This is a genomic window from Janthinobacterium sp. GMG2 (assembly GCF_033949445.1).
Lineage (GTDB): Bacteria > Pseudomonadota > Gammaproteobacteria > Burkholderiales > Burkholderiaceae_D > Janthinobacterium > Janthinobacterium aestuarii.
Map to the genome: position 1 here is coordinate 71,240 of NZ_JAXAWA010000009.1, position 19,321 is coordinate 90,560.

The window sequence follows — 19,321 nt, forward strand, 5'->3', positions numbered from 1 at the left end:
CCTGGTATGGATACTGACCTGCAACCTACTTCCGCCTTCAGCATCAGCGATGTCGAGCGCGATACCGGGCTGGCCAAGGAAACCTTGCGTGTGTGGGAGCGCCGCTACGCCTTTCCCCAGCCCCAGCGCGACGCCTTTGGCGAACGCAGCTATCCGGCCGAGCAAGTGCAGAAGTTGCGCATGGTTAAGCGCCTGCTGGACCTCGGATTTCGTCCGGGAAAAATCATGCAACACAGCACCGTGCAACTGCAGCAGCTGGCCAGCGCCGGCAGTGCGGCGCCGTCAACGCCCGCACCCCAGCTCGAACACTACCTGTCGCTGTGCCGTGGCCACCAGATGGCGGAACTGGGCGACGCCCTGCGCCAGGCGCTGGCCGTGCTGGGCTTGAAAGCGTTCACCATCGACGTCATCGCCCCCCTCACGGGCATGGTGGGCGAAGCGTGGGCTTGCGGCGACCTAGCCGTATATGAAGAGCATCTGTATAGCGAAACCTTGCAAACGGTGATGCGCCACGCCATCTTTTCCTTGCCGCAAGCAAGCAGCCCGTCCACGCGCACGCCGCGCATCGTCCTCAGCACCTTGCCGCAGGAGCGCCATGGCCTGGGGCTGCTGATGGCCGAGGCGCTGTGCGCGGCGGCCGGCGCCCATTGCATGTCGCTGGGCGTGGAAACGCCGCTGACGGACATCGTCGCGGCCGCCCGCGCGCAGCGGGCCGACATCGTCGCGCTGTCGTTTTCCAGCGCCAGCAAGCAACGGCAGACGCGCGACAGCCTGCAGCAGCTGCATGCAAGCTTGCCGCCAGAGATGGAATTGTGGGCCGGCGGACGTAGTCCCGTGCTGTACAAGCAGCCGCCACCGTTTTTGCATGTGCTGGACTTGCGGCAAGTCGACGAAAGCATCGCCGACTGGCGCCGCCGCCATCAGGCGCTCGCCCTGCAAACCCACTGAACCGGCTGGAAAGCGCGGCAACTGCGGCGATCTCCGTGGATAGCCGCACAATGTTGCCAATCGAACAGTAAAGCATGAAGGGCCGGGCGCGCTCTGGTAGAATAGCCGGATCAACAGTGTCCGGCGCCGCCGGGCCTTAGGTCAGCACCCGCCACCACACATCCATGTTTAGTTTCTTCAAGAAAAAACCCATCGCTCCCGAGGCTGCGCCAGCCGAGCCCCTCGTCCTTCCCGCCGCCACGCCGCCTGCCGCGCCAGCAGCAGCCCCGTCCGCTGCACCGCTGAGCGGCGCGCCGGCCGAGCTCGTGCCCGTGATCGTGGCCGCCGAATCCGAGAAAAAATCGTGGATGACGCGCCTGAAGGCCGGCCTGTCGAAAACCTCGAACACCTTGTCCGTGCTGTTCGTCGGCGCAAAGATCGACGACGCCCTGTACGAAGAGCTGGAAGCGGCGCTGCTGATGTCCGACGCGGGCATCGACGCCACGGAATTCCTGCTGACGGAATTGAAGAAAAAGGTCAAGGAAGACAAGCTGCTCGACGCCGCCGCCGTCAAGGCCGCGCTGAAAGTGCTGCTGATCGAGCTGCTCTCGCCACTGGAAAAGCGCTTCGAGCTGGGCCGTCACAAGCCGCTCGTGATGATGATTTCCGGCGTGAATGGCGCCGGCAAGACCACCACCATCGGCAAGCTGGCCAAGCACATGCAGTCGAACAACCAGTCCGTGCTGCTGGCTGCGGGCGACACCTTCCGCGCCGCCGCGCGCGAACAGCTGATGGTCTGGGGCGAGCGCAATAACGTCACCGTGATTTCGCAGGAATCGGGCGACCCGGCCGCCGTGGCCTACGACTCCGTGCAATCGGCGAAGGCGCGCGGCATCGACGTGGTGATGGTCGACACGGCAGGCCGCTTGCCGACGCAGTTGCACCTGATGGAAGAATTGAAGAAAATCAAGCGCGTGATCGGCAAGGGCATGGATGGCGCGCCGCATGAAACCCTGCTCGTCATCGACGGCAACACAGGCCAGAACGCCCTCACGCAAGTGAAGGCGTTCGACGATGCCCTGCAGTTAAGCGGCCTGGTGATCACCAAGCTGGACGGCACCGCCAAGGGCGGCGTGCTGGCGGCGATTGCCCGCGTGCGTCCCGTGCCCGTGTATTTCATCGGCATCGGTGAGAAAATTGAAGACTTGCAGCCGTTCGTGGCTGCCGAATTTGTCGAAGCGCTGCTCGGATAAGCCTACCTACATGATTGAATTTCAGCACGTCTCCAAGCAATACTCCCCCGATGCCGTGGCGCTCAGCGACATTTCGCTCAGTATTGCCAAGGGCGAGCTGGTGTTTCTGGCCGGCCCGTCCGGCGCCGGCAAATCCACTTTGCTGAAAATGATCGCCGCCATGGAACGCCCCACGTCGGGCAAGCTGATCGTCAATGGCCAGGACATGGCAAAGATCAAGCCGGCCGGCGTGCCGTTTTTGCGCCGTAACATGGGCCTGATCTTCCAGCAGCAAAAGTTATTGAACGACCGCTCCATCTTGGCCAACGTCATGCTGCCACTGCTCGTCGTGGGCGCCCACAAGGCGGCCGCCGAGCAGCGCGCGCGCGCCGCGCTCGACAAGGTGGGCTTGCTGGACCGCGCCATGGCGCGGCCGCTGTCGCTGTCGGGCGGCGAGCAGCAGCGCGTGTCGATCGCGCGCGCCATCGTCAACCGGCCGCAGATCATCCTGGCCGACGAACCGACGGCCAACCTGGACCGCGCCAGCGCCAACAAGGTGCTCGACGCCCTGAAAGCCTTCCACTCGGTGGGCGTGACCTGCCTCATTTCCAGCCATGACGAACAGATGCTCGACGCCGCCGCCCGCGTGATCCACCTGAAAAACGGCCAGCTGGTCGCCATCGACAAGGCCACGCAAGCGCCCGTCTTCGCTCCGCCCGATCCCGATTTTGCACCGCCCCCCGGCCTGGACGACGCGCAGGGAGAACAGCCATGAGAGGCTGGTTCCGTCAACACCGCTTCGCGCTGGGCTCGGCGCTGATTCACTTGCGCAAGTCGCCGGGCGGCTTTCTGTTGAACGTCGTCGTCGTCGCCATTGCCCTGTCGCTGCCGTTCGCCGGCTTGACCATGCTCGACAATGTGCGCCCGATGTCGGAACAGATGTCGGTCGACCCGGAAATCAGCGTCTTCCTGAAGATTGACACGCCGCGCGAGCAAGCAGTGGCCCTGGCCAGCGCCATGCGCAAGATCGTGGGCGAGCAAAAGGCAAAGATCGTCTTCATCCCGCGCGAACAGGCGCTCGATACCCTGAAAAACAAGAATGGCCTGGCCGATGTGCTGAGCACCTTGGGCGACAATCCCTTGCCCGACAGCTATGTGCTGAAACTCGACGCCTTCAGCAGCGCCAGTGAAGCGCAGGACGTCGATGCCGTCGCGGAACAGCTGCGCCACTTGCCTGGCGTGGAATCGGCGCAGGTCGATTCGGCCTGGGTCAAGCGCCTGGCGGCCCTGCTGGGCGTGCTGCGCCTGGTGCTGCTGCTGCTGGCCATCACCCTAGGCGTGGCCGTGATCGCTGTGGTCTTCAATACCATCCGCCTACAAGTGATGCAGCAGCGCGATGAAATCAGCATCTCGAAACTGATCGGCGCGACGGACACCTTCATCCATCGCCCCTTCTATTACACGGGCGCCCTGCTGGGCCTGTGCGCCGGCGCGCTGGCCCTGGGCGCCGTGGCGCTGGCCTTGCAACCGCTGAATACCGCGATTGCCGAGTTTGCCCGCCTGTATGCGTCCGAATTCCAACTGGTGCCGCTGGCGCCGCTGCCGATGGCGGGCTTGCTGGCCGTCAGCGCCGGCCTGGGCCTGATCGGCGCCTTCCTCTGCGTGCAGCGCCACCTGGCGCGCCTGAACTGACCATCCCTCCCATGGCGGCGCTCCTGGCGCCGCCATGCGCGTCACCCTCCCCCGTCTGCTGTTATCTTGATATTTAGCAAGTATTCTTAAGGCTCGCTTCAGCCAGAGGCCGTAGACTAGCTACGTGGTCAAATCGCTGTTCAGAGATATATATCAAGCATTAATCCGCCATAGTATTTAGGCTATCAGGACGATTAAATGTGCTGATTGGCACTCTCAGGCAGAGAGTGCTAATATAGGGACATACCAAAGGCAGTAGCGCCATGGACGCCAGATGAAGATGGTGCCGCGCTCTGCAAAGTGCAAGACCGGATACGCAAAAACGAACAGACAACAGGACCACGTCGCGTGACGTGGCCAACTGGAACAAAGCAAGACTACGAGGGAGAAAACATGACTATGATGTCCGCAACGTCCGCATTGGTTCCGACCAAAAGTAATGCGCTGGGCCTCGGTTTCACTGGCAATCTGGGCAATATCGACGCCTATATTTCGGCCGTGAACCGCCTGCCCATGTTGACCCACGACGAAGAAATTTCGCTGGCGAAACGCCTGCGCGAAAAAAATGACCTGGCCGCCGCGCAAGAGCTGGTGCTGTCGCACCTGCGCCTGGTGGTCTCGATTGCCCGCGGCTATCTGGGCTATGGCTTGCCGCATGCCGACCTGATTCAGGAAGGCAATATCGGCTTGATGAAAGCCGTGAAACGTTTCGATCCGGACCAGGGCGTGCGCCTGGTGTCGTACGCCATGCATTGGGTGAAAGCCGAGATGCATGAGTACATCCTGAAAAACTGGCGCCTGGTCAAGGTCGCGACGACGAAGGCACAGCGCAAGCTGTTCTTCAACCTGCGCAGCCACAAGACGGGCCTGGACGCGATGACGCCGAAGCAGATCGATGCGCTGGCCAAGCTGCTCGACGTGAAGCGCGAAGAAGTGATCGAGATGGAAACGCGCTTGAGCGGCCGCGACATTGCACTGGAATCGCCGACCGACGATGAAGACGACAAGTTTTCGCCGATCGCCTACCTGTCGTCGGAGCAAAGCGAGCCGACCAAGGTGCTGGAAGCGGAACAAGTGACGCGTTTGCAATCGGAAGGCCTGGAAACGGCCTTGAGCAAGCTCGACGCCCGTTCGCGCCGCATCATCGAAGCGCGCTGGCTGGCCAACGACGACGGCTCGGGTGCCACCCTGCACGCGCTGGCAGAAGAGTTCGGCGTATCGGCCGAACGCATCCGCCAGATCGAAGTGGCGGCGCTGAAAAAAATGAAGGGCGCCTTGGCCGCCTGGGTGTAATCGCAAGCAATGCCGCAATGCAAAAGGCGCCGCAAGGCGCCTTTTAGTTTTACAAGTTGATGTTTATCAACAGATAAACATGGCAGCCCATTAAGCTGCGGCCAAGCCCTTGACGAGGACTTCGGCGACCAATTCATTCAGATCCGCGCCGCGCTCCTTGGCCAGGGTCTGCAATTGCAAGACCAGATCGCTGTTCAGCTTGACGGCGAATGGCACCAGGCCCAGGGCCTGGTCGCGCTTGCGCTGCTCGCGGCGGTCGACGACCACCGCTTCCTTACCGAATGCACCGGCGCCGGGAACATTCATCTTTCCCATCAGTTTCTTGGCATCGCTTTTGGCCAGGTCGGTTTTTTTCATGGTTGTTTCCTGATTTTCAAAACAGCCATTTTACGCAGTAATCGGCGCGCCGCGTGGCTGGCGCGTGAATTCATCGGCAGCACGCCAATAGTGCGCCAGAAAAATATCATTTTGTTACTATCATTTTATCCCACGCGTGCACAGGCACGCCCGGGACGCTCTACCTGAAAGGAAAAACATGCATTCTCTGACCCGCTCTTGCCGCACCATGCTGCTTCCCCTGTTCTTCGCCTGCCTGGCCGTGCTGGCCGGCTGCGGCGCGGCCGGCAGCGCCGGCGACGCGGAAAACACGCCGCGCAGCGTCACCCACGTGCTGTCGCCGGGCGAACAGGTCGCCATCACGGCCACCGATACCCTGAAACTCGAGCGCGTCAACGACAGCCGCTGCCGCAAAGGCGCCGTGTGCGTATGGAAAGGCTACGTCAGCTACAGTTTCAGCTTGCTCAACAGCGCGGGCGCCACGGACATCGTCCTGTCCGATTCCATGCCCGGCGCTTCCAGTTCCGTCACCGTCAACCACCTGACGTTTACCTTGCTCGACGTCGACCCGGCCACGCCGCCCGCACTTAACACAGCCGAGCCCAACTACCGGGTCAAGGTCAAGATCACGCAGGGCGCCCTGCCCCGCTAAGCGCTAGGCATCGTGGCGCTGGCGGCTGTCGGTCGGCGCCTGTTGCCGCTCCAGCATGCCGTAATCGCGCACGACGGCGGCGATGCGCAGCCGGTAATCGTCAAATACGCCCTGCCGGCCAGCCGCTTGCGCCGCGCGGTGCGCTTCCAGCTGCCGCCACTGCGCCAACGCCGCCTCGTCGCGAAAGAAAGACAGCGACAGCAATTTTCCTGGATCGCTCAAGCTGCTGAAGCGCTCGATGGAAATGAAACCATCGACTTCGTCAAGCAAGGGCCGCAGCGCAGCGGCCAGATCCAGATACTGCTGGCGCCCTTCTGCACTGGGCCACACTTCAAAAATCACGGCGATCATGCGCCCGTTCCTTGCGTAAACACGGGGATGCGGGCGTTCAGCGACGCTTGATAACGCCACGCCAGCGCCATGTCTTCCAGCCTGTCGGCCCACGCCTGCAAACAAGCTGCGGCGATGGCGTGCGCGATGGACTGGCCCGGGCAGACGTGGCGGCCATGGCCAAAGCCCGACTCCGCATGGCCGGCGCTGGCCAGCACGACGACGATCATCTGACCGGCCGGCACGCGCACGCCATCGCATTCCACAACGTCCGCCGTGTAGCGGCGCGTGTTGTGGATCGAGGGATCATGGCGGCTGACTTCGCGCAGCATGGCCGGCCACCGCTCAGGCGATGCGCACAGTTGCGGCAGCAACTCCGGCTGCGCGTGCAAGGCAACGATGGCATTGCCCAGCAAGCCGGCCGTGGCGTCGCACGTCTGCGACAACAAGCCCACGAGGTTGGCCAGCAAGCCTCTCCCCATGGCATCGGTCTCTGTCGCGATACTGGCCAGCAGGCTGCCCGGCCTCGCGTTGCCCTCGCGCAGCAAGTGGCCAAAACCTTGCAGCAAGGCGTCGGCCGCTTCCTGCGCGCCAGCCAGTTGTTCACCATTGCTCAGCGGCGACAGGCAAGCGACAAAAGCGCGCGTCCATTCGGCCAGCGCCGGCCATTGCGCTGGCGCAAAGCCCAGCAATTGGGCCATCGCGAACAGGGGCAGTTGAAAAATCGCTTCGTTGAGCTGGGCGGCGCTGGCGGGCACGCGGTCGCCTGCCATGCGCGATGTCTGTACTTGCAGGCGAAGCAGGTCCACCTGGCCCAGCGCACGCGCCAGCACCTGTTTCGGCACGACATGCCGTTCGCCATCATTCATGCGTACCAGTTCCGCAAAAATCGCGCCGCACGGCGTGCCTGCCAGATTCTGCGGCACGGCCAAGCCCGGCGGGCGCACGCGGCAAGCGGGATGCTCGAGCACGGCCTGCACGCCGGCCGCGCCCGTCGCCAGCCAGCAATCGAGTGCCGCATCGAAACGCAGCGGCGGGCCGTCCGCCAGGCGGCGATAGTAGTCATACGGCGCCGCATGGGTGACGGCGGAAAAAGGGTCGGCGGGGGCGGCGAGATGCATGCGCATTCCATTGCAGTGAAGTGGGGATACGAGTATGCTGGCCCTTCCACCACTACACTTCGCCAGCGAACGAATCATGGATGACAAACTTCCCTCGGCCGACATGGGCCTGGCGCAACTGGCCGGCGCCATCGCCGAACCGGCCCGCGCGCGCATGCTGTGCAGCCTGCTCGATGGCCATGCGCGCACGGCCACGGAATTGGCCACGCTGGCCGAAGTGGGCGCCTCGACGGCTAGCGCCCATCTGAGCCGCTTGCGCGACGATGGTTTGCTGTCCATGGTGGCGCAGGGCAAGCACCGCTACTACCGCCTGGCCAGCGCGGAAGTGGGCCAAGCCCTCGAAGCGCTGCTGGTGGTGGCCGGCGTGCCGGCAACGCCATTTACCCCCTCCACCCCGGACCGCCTGCGCCATGCGCGCACCTGTTACGACCACATGGCCGGCACCGTCGCCGTCGCCCTGCACGACCAGTTGCACGCGCAGGGCTGGCTACTCGACGACGGCGGAGAATATCGTCTGTCGGAAGCGGGCGCGGCCGGCATGGCGGCCCTGGGCATCGACGTGCCGCAATTGCAGCGCCAGCGCCGCCGCTTCGCCTGTGCCTGCCTGGACTGGAGCGAACGGCGCGCCCACCTGGGCGGCGCGCTGGGAGCCGCACTGCTGCAACTGGCCCTGCGCCAGCGCTGGGCCGAGCGCGAACTCGACAGCCGCGCCCTGCGCATCACGCCGGCCGGCGAGCGGAGCCTGCTGGCCGCCTTCGGCGCTTGCTGAGGGACACACGATGATCGCGTTCCAGGACCTGGCAAAACAATACGGCAGCTTCGAAGCCGTCAAGCCGCTGACCTTGCAAGTGGGCAAAGGAGAAGTCTTCGGTTTCCTGGGCCCGAACGGGGCGGGAAAGACCACCACCATCCGCATGCTGATGGGCATCCTCGTGCCCAGCAGCGGGCGCGTACTGGTCGATGGTCTCGATTGCCACCGCGACGGCGCCGCCGTCAAGCGCAAGGTGGGCTATTTGCCCGACAATCCCATCTTTTACGACTATTTGCGGGGCCGTGAAATCCTGCAATTCGTCGCCGAAATGCATGGTTTTTCGCGCACGGAAGCGGCCGCCCGCGCCGCACGCCTGCTCACGGAATTCGGGCTCGATGAAGCGAGCGAGGATTTCGCCGTCAATTACTCGCTGGGCATGAAGAAAAAACTGGGCCTGGCGTGCGCGCTGATCCACGACCCGGCCGTGCTGATCCTCGACGAACCGATCAACGGCCTCGACCCGCGTGCCTCGCGCGACGTGCAGGAACGCTTGCTGCGCATCGCCGCGGCCGGCACCACGATCTTCGTTTCCACGCATTTGCTCGATATGGCGCAAAAACTGTGCAGCCGCGTTGCCATCATCCACCGGGGCGCCCTGGTCGCCACGGGCAGCCTCGACGATATCCGCCAGCAGTTGTCCAGCGACGGCAGCCTGGAAGACATCTTCTTGCAACTGACCGATGAAACGTCGACGGCATGACACCGGCGCCACCCACAGCCTGGCGCGCCGTCTGGCTGCTGACCCGCTTGCGCCTGCAGCGCCTGCTCAACGTCAGCGGCCGGGGCTTGGCGTTCAATCGGGGGGGCAAGAGCCGGCCCGCCACGCCAGGCAAGAAACGGGGACGCTGGCTGCTGGGCGCGCTGCTGCTCTTGCCCATGCTGTTTTCCTCCGGCAATATCGCCCGCCACAACCTGCTGAACATGCATTGCCTGCTCGACCAGGTGGCCGTTTGCCAGGCCAAGGGCAGCATGAACGCGGGCGAGCGCGTGCTGGCGCCCGTCATCGCCCACTTGATCGAGCAACCCTTCAGTACGGCGCTGGCGGGCGCCCTGACCCTGCAATTGGCCCTGCTGTGGCTGGTCAGCGTTCTGCTGCCGCTGGGCATGGGAGAACTGTCGAAGCCGGACTGGGACCTGGAATGGCTGGTCACCCTGCCCGTCGAGAAAAGCAATTTGCTGTGGGCGCGCGTGCTCGAACGCACGCTGGTCAACCCGCTCGGCCTGCTGGTGCTGTGGCCCTGCACCACCATGATCGCCTGGTATTCGGGCCAAGGCTGGTTTTCGCCGCTGTCGGGTCTCCTTGCCTGCCTGCTCCTGCTGGCCCTGGCGGCCATGCTGCGTACCCTGGTCGACACGGGCTTGCGCCTATCACTCAGTCCCGCGCAGCTGGGCAACCTGCAGGCGCTGCTGTCGGTGGCCGGCCTGTTTCCCATGTATATGGGCATGTCGTTCGGCATGGGCACGGGCGGCTTCGCGTATGCCTGGGCCGCCGCCATGCCCGCCTGGAGCGCCTGGACACCACCCGGCCTGCTGGTGAGTTTGCTCAATGCCCGAGGTGCGACAGCGGCCTTGCCGGCCATCCTGCTGCTGGCGCAATGCTTGTGCTTGATGCTGTTGGGCATGGCACTGCTACGCCACCAGCTGCGCCACGGCGTGGTGGGCGCGAGCCAGCGCGAGGCCAGCCGCAAGCCGTTCCCGGCGGCACCGCCCACAGGCAAGTGGCACGCCAGCATCGGCACGGTGATCCAGCGCCGCGAACTGACCTTGCTGCTGCGCGACCGCAATTTTCTCGTGCAAACCCTGCTGCTGCCCTTGCTGATCCTCGGCGGTCAGGCCGTATTCTCGGGTCAGGCGCGCGACCTGCACGAATTGCTGTCCAGCCCCGCCTTGCTGGCCTCCACCGGCTTTTTCCTCGGCACGTATGTGCTGATGATGTCGGCCTTCCAGACCCTCAACAAGGAAGGCGGCGCGCTGTGGCTGCTGTACACGTTTCCCGTTTCCGTCGAACAGGCACTGCGGCAAAAGGCACAGCTGTGGGCCGCGCTGGCCCTGCTGTATCCATTGATCCTGTTTGGTGCGGCGCTGGCCTGGCAAGACGCCTGGCGCTGGGAAATGGCGGGTTTGATGCTGCTGGCGCTGGCCGGCATCCCCCTGTATTCGCTGATCGCCGTGGCGCTGGGCGTGTTTGCCAGCGATCCTCTGGCGACCGAGGCGACGTCAAAAATACGGCCGGCCTGCACGTATCTGTACCTGCTGCTGACCGGCCTGTACATCACCGCGCTGGCGGCCGGCAGCCTGGCGCAGCAGCTGGCCTTCGTCGTGCTGACGGCGGCACTGGCTGTGGCCCTGTGGCAAAAGGCACGCGACGCTCTGCCCTACCTGCTCGATCCCGCCGCCTCACCGCCAGCCAGCGTGTTCGCGTCGGATGGCCTGATCGCCGCCATGCTGTTCTTCACCTTGCAAACCCTGGCCTTGCTCCTGCTCAAAGGCAAGGTGGCCGAGCCGATGGCGCAAGTGGCCATCGCCTTCGGCGGCGCTGGCGCGCTCACGTATGCGCTGGTGCGCCTGGTCTACTGGCGCAGCAGGACGGCCGGCGTGCCGCGCATGGCAACAGGCCGCCAGCCATGGCGCTGGGGAAGCGCAGGTGCCCTGGTCGCGACGCTGTTCGGCCTCGGCTACGTGGCCCTGTTGCCGCCACCATCATCACCATTGATGCATCTCAATGGCAACGGGCTGTGGCTGCTGGCCCTGGGCGTGCTGGCCGCGCCCCTGTGCGAGGAATTCATCTTCCGCGGCTTGCTGCAGGGCGGCTTGCGCCGCTCGCTGCCGGCCTGGCAGGCGATCGCTGTCGCCGCCGCCCTGTTTGCCACCGTGCATCCACCGGCCGCCATGCTGCCCGCCTTCGCGCTGGGCCTGTGCACGGGCATCGCATACGAGCGCAGCGGCTCGCTGCTGGCGCCCATGCTGGTGCATGCAGGTTACAACGCCGCCCTCCTCGCGTACCAGTTGCAAGGATAGATACAGGCACAGACAAGTTTGCTAGAATCGCACACGATTTCCGTCCGTATCCCAACCAATGACTACGCACAGATCACGCATGAATCCACGCCTGTTTGCACCATGTATCCTCGTTGCGCTGCTGAGCGGCTGCACGGTACTCGCCCTGCGCCCCAACAGCGGCGTCGAAAACCGCACGTTCACCGTGCAGGAAACCCCGCGCCTGCGCATCGACGCGCCCAAGGCGCGCATCCAGAATCCCATGCCCAACGACCACTTCATCGGCATCGCCCTGTCCGGCGGGGGCAGCCGCGCAGCCAATTTCTCGGCCGCCTCCTTGGAGCAACTGGAACAGTTCGGCCTCGTCAGCGGCGCCTCGGCCATCTCCGGCGTCTCGGGCGGCGCCATCGCGGGCGGCTACTATGCGCTGCATGGCAAGCAGACGGATTGGCCTTTGCTGCGCAGCAAGCTGAAAACGGATTTCTTCGGCCAGACCATTTTGAAACCGGCCAACCTGACGACGATGTTGTTGACGAACAAGACACGTACCTCGTTCCTGTCCGACGTATTTGACGATGTGCTGTACGACAAGAAAACCTACGAGGACTTGCCGCACGACGGCCCCATCTTCCTGGCCAACGCGACGGACGCCACCGATGGCGGCAAGCGCGTGGTGTTTTCCTATGAGTATTTTTACGGCACCCTGCATTCGCCGATCCAGGATATTCGCCTGGCCACGGCCGTGGCCACCTCGGCCGCCTTTCCCGGCGTGTTCGATTCCGTCACCTTCGAGCGTTTCCGCCCGAAAAACACCTTCGTGCCGGAGCTCGGTTCCGAGTCGCGCGAATCGCCGTCGTACGTGCACCTGTTCGATGGCGGCGCGGCCGACAACCTGGGCGTGGAAACCCTGTGGGACGTGGCCTTGACGCAGCTGTACGGCAACGACATGGCCGTCGTGCCGCCGCGTTTGAACAGCAAGCCCTTCATCCTCATTTCCATCGATGCCAACGCGCCCAATTCCAGTGCCGTCTTCGAAAAGATGTCGGACGAGCGCCAGCCGCTGGACCGCATCTTCAACAAGAATATCTACGATGCCGTCGACGCCCTGTTTTCGCGCCAGCGCAAGGAAAACCTCGTCAAGATGGGCTTTGGGCAAGCGCGCTTCGATACCATCACGCATGAAAATTTTGGCGACCTGAGCCAGAAATTTGTCAAGGGCAAACGTACCTCGGCCTTTGCCATCCCCGTGCTGTGCCGTCCCCACCTGGGCCAGTACCGCTGCGAAGTCGATGCGGCCGATCCCTTGCCGGGCCAGATCCGCACGCGGCTCGAAGGCTTTGCCTGGCATATTTCCATCGACCAGATCGCCTCGCTGGCACTGCGCCTGGCCAGCGGCGATGCGCAAGTCGACAGTGCCCGCAAGGAAGAACGCGCCGCGCTCGTCAAGCTGCAACGCCTGGCCACGCAGACGAAAACCCATCTGAAGCTGACAGGCCCGGAAAATTGCAGCCCGGAAGTGCTGCAATCGGCGCTGTACAGCGCCGCGCGTGTGCTGATCCTCGACGACGAGGAATCGCGCTTCGCCCTGTGCGACTACATGCTGGCGGGCCAGCTGATCAATGACGACACAGTCTGCAAGCAGCGCTATGTGCACGCCGTGCCCCGTTTTGCCATCGAAAGCGAAGATTTGCAGTACCGCAACCTGAGTTCGGACGGCAATTCCGTGAACGTACCGATACGCTGCAAGAAGTGAGCGGGCACGAAAAAGCCCGCACGATCGCTCGTGCGGGCTTTAGCGCAAGGATATCAAGCGCCCGGTTGATTTAAATCAGCCGACTACGCCTGCGCATGTAGCTGCGGCTTAACGCACCTTCCAGTTCCTGCTCCGATTTATGCTGGTTCACCGTGTACAGGGCCCACAGGGCCGCCGGCACCCAGCCGATCACAGTGCACTGCAGAATCAAGGCGGCGGCACCGGCCAGCGGGCGCCCCAGCATGAAAAACGTGAGACACGGAAGTAGCAAGGCTATCAGCAATCGCATCACGACATACTCTCCTAAATATAGAGCAGCGGACAAGGGCCGGTATCCGGTCCGTCCCCCGCCCGCTGCGTACTGCTCCTTATAGATGCACGGCTATCTGCGGCATCAAGTCGTCAAACGTGCGACCGTTGCCGTTTTCGCCGATGGCGTGCATCTTCCATTCGCCGTTATGGCGGTACAGCTTGGCCATGATCTGTGCCGTGTGGGTACCTTGCACAGACAGGTTGAAACGCGCGACTTCCTGGTTATTGCTGGCATTCAAGATGCGGCAATAGGCGTTTTCCACCTGCGAGAAGTTCTGGCCAGTAAAGCTGTTGACGGTAAAGACCAGGCTTTTCACGTGTGCCGGCACTTTTGACAGATCGACATTGATCTGTTCGTCGTCGCCATCGCCCGCGCCCGTACGGTTGTCGCCCGTGTGGACAATGCTGCCGTCCTTGCTTTTCAGCTGGCGGAACCAGACGATGTCGGACGTGCTCTTGTTTTCATCGAACATGACGCACGACGCGTCCAGGTCGACGGCTTCCGTCTTCGAACCGAAACCGAGGAAACCCTTGGTCTTGGCCGCATCCCAGCCCAGGCCCATGGTGATACGGGTCAGGGTGGTACCAGCTTCTTTGTCCAGAGAAATCTTCTGGCCTTTGCTCAAATTGACAGACATACGCATAGCTCCTGTTAGGTTGGTTACTGCTTGATTACGCCGGCTTGCTTTGGGTCCAGGCGAGGAAGGCCGCGCGGTTGCGCGAGCACACGAGGATTTTTCCCGTGCCTGAAAACTTCAATACCATGCCCTCGCCGCTGGTCTGGCTGTTGATCAAATTGCCCAGAAAGCCGCCGCTGCTGCCGGTCGTCATGGAAATTTCGTATTGCAGGCGGTTGTCCCAGCATACGACGTGCGAGTTATCGATCACCACGTCCTTGCCAGGCGTCACTTCCAGTATCGACATCGCGCCAAAACCGGACACCGCCAACTGGCCGCTGCCTGCCGTCTCGGTAATGAAAAAACCACCGCTCTGGGCAAACAGCGCGTTGCCAAGGCTCTGCGTGCGCACCTTCAATTCCACGCCAGCACTGGCCGCTACGAAGGCGCCGTCGCTGATCATGTATTGCTGGGCGCCCACCTCGAGCACCCGCATCGCGCCTGGCAGAGTCGGCGACAACAGACAGTCGCCGTCGCCCCGCATGGCTTCGATATGCTGCTGAAAGAACGATTCCCCGTTGGCAAAGGTGCGCATCAGCGCGGCGCCTATGCCGCCAGTCATCTTGCCTTTCAGCTCAAGATTGGTTTCCATCATCACCATCGCATTGGATTCGCAATAAATCTTCTCACCCTTGGCAAGCGACACATGCAGGAACGGGTCGACGTCCCCGGTAATAGTAAAAACTGGCATACCTGTTCCTCCGCGGAACACCTGACTAAACCTACTGCGCGTCGGTATAGGCGGCCTGCGATGCTCACCGTACTCGAGTACGGTTGCGCTTCTTAGCCACCTCTCCCTTCCGCTCGCTACGGTTTTGTCAGGCGTTGTGACTTTTAAATCAAATCTTATACACCTACACCAAAAGAGGCGGCGAGTGGGCCCAGACCGCCTTTGTAGCCCTGGCCGATGGCCTTGAATTTCCAATCGGCGCCATTGCGGTAGATTTCGCCGAAGACCATCGCCGTTTCCGCCGAGCCGTCTTCCGACAGGTCGAAGCGGGCGATTTCCGTGTTGCCGTTGGCATTCACGCAGCGTACGTACGCCTTCGATACCATACCAAAGTTTTGCTTGCGCGCTTCGGCATCGTGAATCGTGACGCAGACGGCGATCTTGTCGATCTCGGCTGGCACCGTGGCCAGGTCGACCATGACGGTTTCATCATCGCCATCGCCGGCGCCCGTGGTGTTGTCGCCCGAGTGGGTGACGGAGCCGTCGCTCGATTTCAGGTTGTTGTAGAAAATCATGTCGACGTCGGCGCGTACCTTGCCGTCGGCCTTCAACAGGAATACGGAACCGTCGATGTCGAACGCGGCGCCATCGGTGGCGCGGGCATCCCAGCCCAGGCCGATGATCATCTTCGAGATGCCAGGAGCTTCTTTGCTCAGGTTGACGTTGCCGCCTTTTTGCAGACTGATTGCCATGATGTATTTCTCCTATGTGAAATAAAAGTCCAGCGAATAATTAACTTGCAAAACACCTGGCGCCCTCCACCGGCCCGACTCCCCAGGCCGGCGGCGGCGCTTGCTGCATCACGCTGGCAAACGGGTGTGGCGTTTGCCGCGTATCTCTTACGCCTTGGCTGCTGCTTCCAGCTCAGGCTGTTTATCTTCCGTGCCCTCCAGCAAGGCCATGCGTCGCTTGTAACGGATCGACGACCACAGCGAGGCGAGAATGAAAGCCACGCCGATCAGACCCGTGAAGATCTCGGGAATGTGGAACTTCATGCTGACCAACATGATCACGGCCAGGATACCGATCGCATAGTGCGCGCCGTGCTCCAGATAAACAAACTCGTCGAGCGTACCCTTGCGCACCAGGAACACCGTCATCGAACGCACGAACATCGCGCCGATAGCCAGGCCCAGCATGATGATCACGACATCCTTGGTGATGGCAAACGCGCCGATCACGCCGTCAAAGCTGAACGAAGCGTCGAGCACTTCCAGATACAGGAAGCCGCCAATACCGCCGCGCTTGACGATGTCGCCCATGTTGCCGTCGCCGTTATCGCCTTCCAGCAAGCCGCTGATCACATCGACGCCCACATAGGTCAGGATACCCCACAGGCCGGCCGTCAGGACCACCAGTTTCTGGCCTTCTTCGATCATCGACAGGCTGGCCATCAGGGTGCCCAGCGCGATCATCACGGAAATCGACGATACCTTGCCCAGCGCGCCCAGTTTTTCTTCAATACGGCCCAGCCAGTGCGTTTCTTTTTCGTCGTCCAGCAGGAAGTTCAGGAACACCAGCAGCAGGAAGATGCCGCCAAAAGCCGCCACTTCCGCATGGTGATTCGTCAGGTGCATCGAGTACTGTTCAGGATTGCTCAGTGCCAGATTCCAGACTTCCATCAAGCCCAGGTCCGCCGCTTGCGCCACGATGACCAGCGGGAACAGCAAACGCATGCCGAAGACGGCGATGATGATGCCGACGCCCAGAAACAGGCCCTGCCAGAACTTGTCCCAGTTCTTCAGCACCGAGGCGTTGACCACCGCATTGTCGAACGACAGCGAGACTTCCATCACGCCCAGGATCACCGCGATACCGAGCGCCGCCAGCATCGTCTGCACGCCACCGTGCGTGTAACCCCACCAGGCGGAAATGCCCAGGCAGATAAATGTCACTAGAAATGACACTCTGAAATGTTTCATCGATAGTTCCCCTTTATCCAAATTCAATGGAACGTAGTATAGGGACGTGTGACACATTTAAAAATAGAAGATAATGGAAGTATTACTTCGTAAAAACAGAAGATAGAGGATGCAGCGATGAAAACCACGGGCTTCAATTACCGCCATTTGTACTTCTTTTGGGTGGTCGCCAAGGAAGGCGGCGTGACGCGCGCGGCTGAACGGCTGGGACTGGCCGTGCAAACCATCAGCACGCAGCTGGCCCTGCTGGAAAAGGAACTGGGAAAATCCCTGCTGCAGCCGCAGGGACGGCGCTTGGTGCCGACGGAAGCGGGCCGCCTGGCGCTCGGCTATGCGGACCAGATTTTCCTGCTGGGCGAACAGATGCAGGACGCGCTGGCCGATGCGGACGCGGAAAAGATGCGCCTGACGGTGGGCATTTCCGATTCCCTGCCGAAACTGATGGCGTACCGCATGCTCGACGCCACGCGCAGCCTGGACCAGCCCATCAAACTCGTGTGCCTGGAAGACGAATTCGAATCCCTGCTGGCCGACCTGGCCCTGCACAAGCTGGACCTGGTGCTGACGGACCGCGCCGTGCCGGCCGGCGCCAGCCTGCGCGTCTCCAGCCACCTGTGGGGAGAGAGCGCCATGAAGCTGTTCGGCATCCCCGCGCTGGCGGAACAGTACCGCGACAATTTCCCGCACAGCCTGCACGGCGCGCCATTCCTGCTGCCCGCGCGCAACAACGCCTTGCGCGGGCGCATCGATGAATGGATGGTGCAGCAAGGCGTGCGCCCGGACGTGGTCGGCGAATTCGAGGACAACGCCATGCTCAACGCGTTTGGCCGCAAGGGCCTGGGCCTGTTCTTCGCGTCCGCCAGCCTGGCGGCCGATATCGAGGAACAATTCGGCGCCGTGCTGGTCGGCGACGCCTCATCCCTGCGCGAACAGTTTTACGTCATCTCGAACGAGCGCAAGATCATGCACCCGGCGCTCGACGTGATCCTGGCGGCCATCCAGGGGACGACAAAGATTCACAAGGAAAGCTGATAAATCCATTCGAAAATAACGTTTGAATAATCAATCAAAAGCGATTGTAATAAAGCCTGAGACAAACACGCGCCCAGCCCTCGCCGGCAGGGCGCGATCACCATAAAAAACAGGAGCGGCACCATGTCCACGGCAGGCAAGACGATCGATATTCCCGATCTCATCAATAACAACAAGATCGGCTCCTTCCAGATCGGCATGCTGATCCTGTGCGGGCTATGCGTCATCATGGATGGCTTCGACGTGCAGGCGATGGGCTATGTGGCCCCGGCCATCATTACCGACTGGCATGTGAGCAAGGCCAACCTGGGCCCCGTGTTTGGCGCGGGCCTGCTGGGCATGCTGGTCGGCTCGCTCGTCTTCAGCATCACGGCCGACAAATTCGGCCGCCGTCCCGTGCTGATCGGCTCAACCATCTTCTTTTCCCTGTGCATGCTGGTCACGCCGCTGGCAACGACCATCGAGCAATTGCAACTGATCCGTTTTATCACGGGACTGGGCCTGGGCGCCGTGATGCCGAACGCCATGGCGCTGGCCGGCGAATACAGCCCCCTGCGCAAGAAAGTCACGCTGATGATGCTGGTCTCGTGTGGCTTTACCCTGGGCGCCGTGCTCGGTGGCTTGCTGTCCGCCGCGCTGATTCCTGCATTCGGCTGGCAATCCGTGTTTTACGTGGGCGGCGTGGTGCCACTGGTCATCGGCGTGCTGATGTTCTTCCTGCTGCCGGAATCGATGCAATTCCTCGTGCTCAAGAAACGCAAGCTGGACAAGGTCGCCAAGTGGCTCAAACGCATCGACCCGACGGTGACCATCACGGCCGACACGCAATACGTCGTGCATGAGAAGGAACACAAGGGTGCGCCCGTGCTGCAACTGTTTACGGGCGGCCGCGCCAAGATGACGATACTGCTGTGGGTCATCAACTTCATGAACTTGCTGAACTTGTATTTCCTGTCGAACTGGCTGCCGACCATCGCCAAGGAAGCGGGCCTGTCGACGGCGAACGCCGTGCTGGCCGGCACGGCCCTGCAAGTGGGCGGCACCATCGGCACCCTCGTCATGGGCCAGCTGATCGACCGCTCGAGCTTCCGCCGCATCCTGCTGCCGTGCTTCCTGGTCGCCGCCGTGGCCATTGCCCTGATCGGCCGTCCGGACGTGTCGCTGGCCTTCCTGTTCATCACGATTTTCATCGCCGGCTTTTGCGTAGTGGGCGGCCAGCCTGCCGTCAACGCCCTGGCGGCCAGCTACTATCCGACCACCCTGCGCTCGACGGGCATCGGCTGGAGCCTGGGCATCGGGCGCATCGGCTCCATCATCGGCCCCGTGCTCGGTGGCGAGCTGATCCGCCTGAACTGGCCCAACAGCACGATTTTCCTCGTCGTCGCCATCCCGGCCATCGTCTCGGCCGTCATGGTCTTTGCCATGCGCGGCGGGCCGCAAACGGCTCCCGCCAAGGTAGCGGCCTGAGGCCGGCGCATCGGCCAGTTGAACCGTACGCCGTCAT

The 19,321-nt window shown here is 62.4% G+C and carries 20 protein-coding genes; 12 read left to right on the forward strand and 8 right to left on the reverse strand.

Translation table 11 applies throughout. The features are described 5' to 3' along the window. Window positions 1–6 precede the first annotated feature (6 nt). From SKZ59_RS25830 to rpoH, 5 genes are all read left to right on the forward strand, one after another. Complete coding sequence (locus SKZ59_RS25830) at window positions 7–948, forward strand: MerR family transcriptional regulator (RefSeq protein ID WP_034748932.1); 942 nt, start codon at window positions 7–9, stop codon at window positions 946–948. Between the two features lie 164 nt (window positions 949–1,112). Next, window positions 1,113–2,180 (forward strand): signal recognition particle-docking protein FtsY, encoded by a 1,068-nt coding sequence (gene ftsY / locus SKZ59_RS25835; RefSeq protein WP_070305688.1) that lies wholly within the window; start codon window positions 1,113–1,115, stop codon window positions 2,178–2,180. A gap of 10 nt (window positions 2,181–2,190) precedes the next feature. Further along, window positions 2,191–2,934: a cell division ATP-binding protein FtsE gene (locus SKZ59_RS25840; RefSeq protein ID WP_319993368.1), complete on the forward strand. Its 744-nt coding sequence runs from the start codon at window positions 2,191–2,193 to the stop codon at window positions 2,932–2,934. After that, window positions 2,931–3,851: a permease-like cell division protein FtsX gene (gene ftsX / locus SKZ59_RS25845; protein ID WP_034748937.1), complete on the forward strand. Its 921-nt coding sequence runs from the start codon at window positions 2,931–2,933 to the stop codon at window positions 3,849–3,851. Before SKZ59_RS25840 ends, ftsX begins: the two co-directional genes overlap by 4 nt. 399 nt (window positions 3,852–4,250) lie before the next feature. Beyond that, a complete protein-coding gene (gene rpoH, locus SKZ59_RS25850; protein ID WP_034748938.1) occupies window positions 4,251–5,144 on the forward strand; it encodes an RNA polymerase sigma factor RpoH in 894 nt (297 codons plus the stop codon). Window positions 5,145–5,234: 90 nt separating this feature from the next. Here the strand turns inward: rpoH and SKZ59_RS25855 are convergent, their stop codons facing one another. Continuing rightward, window positions 5,235–5,501 carry a hypothetical protein gene (locus SKZ59_RS25855; RefSeq protein WP_034748940.1) on the reverse strand — a complete coding sequence of 89 codons (267 nt, stop codon included), beginning with the start codon at window positions 5,499–5,501 and terminating at the stop codon, window positions 5,235–5,237. Window positions 5,502–5,679: 178 nt separating this feature from the next. Here SKZ59_RS25855 and SKZ59_RS25860 point away from each other — a divergent pair, with 178 nt between their 5' ends. After that, window positions 5,680–6,132 (forward strand): hypothetical protein, encoded by a 453-nt coding sequence (locus SKZ59_RS25860; protein ID WP_319993369.1) that lies wholly within the window; start codon window positions 5,680–5,682, stop codon window positions 6,130–6,132. Window positions 6,133–6,135: 3 nt separating this feature from the next. On the opposite strand, the gene SKZ59_RS25865 is transcribed toward SKZ59_RS25860, so the two are convergent. Both SKZ59_RS25865 and SKZ59_RS25870 read right to left on the reverse strand, forming a co-directional pair. Further along, the gene (locus tag SKZ59_RS25865) at window positions 6,136–6,483 is read right to left on the reverse strand and encodes an antibiotic biosynthesis monooxygenase (protein WP_319993370.1); all 348 of its coding nucleotides are present in this window, start codon (window positions 6,481–6,483) and stop codon (window positions 6,136–6,138) included. Next, window positions 6,480–7,583: a cytochrome P450 gene (locus SKZ59_RS25870; RefSeq protein ID WP_319993371.1), complete on the reverse strand. Its 1,104-nt coding sequence runs from the start codon at window positions 7,581–7,583 to the stop codon at window positions 6,480–6,482. Before SKZ59_RS25870 ends, SKZ59_RS25865 begins: the two co-directional genes overlap by 4 nt. A gap of 76 nt (window positions 7,584–7,659) precedes the next feature. Here SKZ59_RS25870 and SKZ59_RS25875 point away from each other — a divergent pair, with 76 nt between their 5' ends. The 4 genes from SKZ59_RS25875 to SKZ59_RS25890 all read left to right on the forward strand — a co-directional run bounded on the left by SKZ59_RS25875 (window position 7,660) and on the right by SKZ59_RS25890 (window position 13,144). Next, window positions 7,660–8,352 (forward strand): metalloregulator ArsR/SmtB family transcription factor, encoded by a 693-nt coding sequence (locus SKZ59_RS25875; protein WP_319993372.1) that lies wholly within the window; start codon window positions 7,660–7,662, stop codon window positions 8,350–8,352. A 10-nt stretch (window positions 8,353–8,362) separates the two neighbouring features. Beyond that, window positions 8,363–9,094 carry an ABC transporter ATP-binding protein gene (locus tag SKZ59_RS25880; protein WP_319993373.1) on the forward strand — a complete coding sequence of 244 codons (732 nt, stop codon included), beginning with the start codon at window positions 8,363–8,365 and terminating at the stop codon, window positions 9,092–9,094. Then, window positions 9,091–11,412: a type II CAAX endopeptidase family protein gene (locus SKZ59_RS25885; protein ID WP_319993374.1), complete on the forward strand. Its 2,322-nt coding sequence runs from the start codon at window positions 9,091–9,093 to the stop codon at window positions 11,410–11,412. The genes SKZ59_RS25880 and SKZ59_RS25885 overlap by 4 nt, the downstream gene beginning before the upstream one ends. 79 nt (window positions 11,413–11,491) lie before the next feature. After that, complete coding sequence (locus SKZ59_RS25890; RefSeq protein WP_070305703.1) at window positions 11,492–13,144, forward strand: patatin-like phospholipase family protein; 1,653 nt, start codon at window positions 11,492–11,494, stop codon at window positions 13,142–13,144. Window positions 13,145–13,214: 70 nt separating this feature from the next. On the opposite strand, the gene SKZ59_RS25895 is transcribed toward SKZ59_RS25890, so the two are convergent. From SKZ59_RS25895 to SKZ59_RS25915, 5 genes are all read right to left on the reverse strand, one after another. After that, entirely contained in the window at window positions 13,215–13,433 is a 219-nt protein-coding gene (locus tag SKZ59_RS25895; protein ID WP_034748958.1) for a hypothetical protein, read from the reverse strand. A gap of 79 nt (window positions 13,434–13,512) precedes the next feature. Next, window positions 13,513–14,094 carry a TerD family protein gene (locus tag SKZ59_RS25900; RefSeq protein ID WP_034748960.1) on the reverse strand — a complete coding sequence of 194 codons (582 nt, stop codon included), beginning with the start codon at window positions 14,092–14,094 and terminating at the stop codon, window positions 13,513–13,515. A 34-nt stretch (window positions 14,095–14,128) separates the two neighbouring features. Beyond that, the gene (locus SKZ59_RS25905) at window positions 14,129–14,824 is read right to left on the reverse strand and encodes a TIGR00266 family protein (protein ID WP_099379745.1); all 696 of its coding nucleotides are present in this window, start codon (window positions 14,822–14,824) and stop codon (window positions 14,129–14,131) included. Between the two features lie 155 nt (window positions 14,825–14,979). Further along, window positions 14,980–15,555 carry a TerD family protein gene (locus tag SKZ59_RS25910; RefSeq protein ID WP_034748966.1) on the reverse strand — a complete coding sequence of 192 codons (576 nt, stop codon included), beginning with the start codon at window positions 15,553–15,555 and terminating at the stop codon, window positions 14,980–14,982. 147 nt (window positions 15,556–15,702) lie between these two features. After that, the gene (locus tag SKZ59_RS25915) at window positions 15,703–16,785 is read right to left on the reverse strand and encodes a DUF475 domain-containing protein (RefSeq protein ID WP_034748969.1); all 1,083 of its coding nucleotides are present in this window, start codon (window positions 16,783–16,785) and stop codon (window positions 15,703–15,705) included. A 117-nt stretch (window positions 16,786–16,902) separates the two neighbouring features. Between SKZ59_RS25915 and nhaR the strand changes: the two genes are divergently transcribed. Beyond that, a complete protein-coding gene (gene nhaR / locus SKZ59_RS25920) occupies window positions 16,903–17,817 on the forward strand; it encodes a transcriptional activator NhaR (RefSeq protein WP_319993375.1) in 915 nt (304 codons plus the stop codon). 123 nt (window positions 17,818–17,940) lie between these two features. Beyond that, window positions 17,941–19,284 (forward strand): MFS transporter, encoded by a 1,344-nt coding sequence (locus SKZ59_RS25925; protein ID WP_072456877.1) that lies wholly within the window; start codon window positions 17,941–17,943, stop codon window positions 19,282–19,284. Window positions 19,285–19,321 lie beyond the last annotated feature (37 nt).

Bases quoted from the DNA above. Each gene is read 5' to 3' on its own strand.
- SKZ59_RS25830 (WP_034748932.1), top strand. From the start codon at position 7: ATGGATACTGACCTGCAACCTACTTCCGCCTTCAGCATCAGCGATGTC.
- ftsY (WP_070305688.1), top strand. From the start codon at position 1,113: ATGTTTAGTTTCTTCAAGAAAAAACCCATCGCTCCCGAGGCTGCGCCA.
- SKZ59_RS25840 (WP_319993368.1), top strand. From the start codon at position 2,191: ATGATTGAATTTCAGCACGTCTCCAAGCAATACTCCCCCGATGCCGTG.
- ftsX (WP_034748937.1), top strand. From the start codon at position 2,931: ATGAGAGGCTGGTTCCGTCAACACCGCTTCGCGCTGGGCTCGGCGCTG.
- rpoH (WP_034748938.1), top strand. From the start codon at position 4,251: ATGATGTCCGCAACGTCCGCATTGGTTCCGACCAAAAGTAATGCGCTG.
- SKZ59_RS25855 (WP_034748940.1), bottom strand. From the start codon at position 5,501: ATGAAAAAAACCGACCTGGCCAAAAGCGATGCCAAGAAACTGATGGGA.
- SKZ59_RS25860 (WP_319993369.1), top strand. From the start codon at position 5,680: ATGCATTCTCTGACCCGCTCTTGCCGCACCATGCTGCTTCCCCTGTTC.
- SKZ59_RS25865 (WP_319993370.1), bottom strand. From the start codon at position 6,483: ATGATCGCCGTGATTTTTGAAGTGTGGCCCAGTGCAGAAGGGCGCCAG.
- SKZ59_RS25870 (WP_319993371.1), bottom strand. From the start codon at position 7,583: ATGCATCTCGCCGCCCCCGCCGACCCTTTTTCCGCCGTCACCCATGCG.
- SKZ59_RS25875 (WP_319993372.1), top strand. From the start codon at position 7,660: ATGGATGACAAACTTCCCTCGGCCGACATGGGCCTGGCGCAACTGGCC.
- SKZ59_RS25880 (WP_319993373.1), top strand. From the start codon at position 8,363: ATGATCGCGTTCCAGGACCTGGCAAAACAATACGGCAGCTTCGAAGCC.
- SKZ59_RS25885 (WP_319993374.1), top strand. From the start codon at position 9,091: ATGACACCGGCGCCACCCACAGCCTGGCGCGCCGTCTGGCTGCTGACC.
- SKZ59_RS25890 (WP_070305703.1), top strand. From the start codon at position 11,492: ATGAATCCACGCCTGTTTGCACCATGTATCCTCGTTGCGCTGCTGAGC.
- SKZ59_RS25895 (WP_034748958.1), bottom strand. From the start codon at position 13,433: ATGCGATTGCTGATAGCCTTGCTACTTCCGTGTCTCACGTTTTTCATG.
- SKZ59_RS25900 (WP_034748960.1), bottom strand. From the start codon at position 14,094: ATGTCTGTCAATTTGAGCAAAGGCCAGAAGATTTCTCTGGACAAAGAA.
- SKZ59_RS25905 (WP_099379745.1), bottom strand. From the start codon at position 14,824: ATGCCAGTTTTTACTATTACCGGGGACGTCGACCCGTTCCTGCATGTG.
- SKZ59_RS25910 (WP_034748966.1), bottom strand. From the start codon at position 15,555: ATGGCAATCAGTCTGCAAAAAGGCGGCAACGTCAACCTGAGCAAAGAA.
- SKZ59_RS25915 (WP_034748969.1), bottom strand. From the start codon at position 16,785: ATGAAACATTTCAGAGTGTCATTTCTAGTGACATTTATCTGCCTGGGC.
- nhaR (WP_319993375.1), top strand. From the start codon at position 16,903: ATGAAAACCACGGGCTTCAATTACCGCCATTTGTACTTCTTTTGGGTG.
- SKZ59_RS25925 (WP_072456877.1), top strand. From the start codon at position 17,941: ATGTCCACGGCAGGCAAGACGATCGATATTCCCGATCTCATCAATAAC.